Source organism: Microbacterium sp. C448 (assembly GCF_000582705.2).
In the GTDB taxonomy this organism is placed as follows: domain Bacteria; phylum Actinomycetota; class Actinomycetes; order Actinomycetales; family Microbacteriaceae; genus Microbacterium; species Microbacterium lacus_A.
In genome coordinates this window covers 22,749-23,289 of the sequence record NZ_HG779799.1, presented here as the reverse complement: position 1 = coordinate 23,289, position 541 = coordinate 22,749, and the positions used below count along the sequence as shown (strand labels likewise).

Below are 541 nucleotides of genomic sequence, written 5' to 3'. Positions count from 1 at the left end.
TCGCGTGTCGGTCGGGTCTGCATTCTTCAACGCTCGGGCCTGCTGCGTCATGCGGTCGTGCATTGCATGCGCCAGCACCGCGGGTTGGGTGGAAATGAACTCCGCCATCCCGTCGCCGATGTCTCGTACACACGCGCCCCGTGACGCGCGTGCCTCCTTGTGGCGCTCCGCGAGCGGACGCGGCTGCAAGGACTCCGCCAACCGCGCCAGCGATGCCCCGAGCCTCCCGGGTGTCGTTCCTTCCGCCCGAGCCAATGCTTCGCGTTCGTACTCCGCCCGCGCCTGAACATTCGTCAGGGGTAGTCCGTGTTCCATGATCACCGCAACATGCGCACCGGTGATCCGTCCCTCTTCCCACGCCGCGAACGTGGCCGGGAACGACTCCTCCAAAACCGCGGCATCGTTCATGCGACGCTGCACGGTCCGGTCGGACATGTTCATCGCTGCGCCAAGCTCTGCCGCCAAAGCGCGATACGGCAGCTCGGCTTCGCGCGACGAGGGGGAGGCCAACTCCGCGACGCGGCGCGCACCCACGTGTGCC

Annotated in this window: 1 protein-coding gene; it reads right to left on the bottom strand. The window is 67.5% G+C overall.

Going from position 1 to position 541, the window contains the following annotated elements:
• A partial coding sequence (locus MIC448_RS14730; RefSeq protein ID WP_144238069.1) for a DUF222 domain-containing protein occupies positions 1-534 on the bottom strand: 534 nt, incomplete at its 3' end.
• Positions 535-541 lie beyond the last annotated feature (7 nt).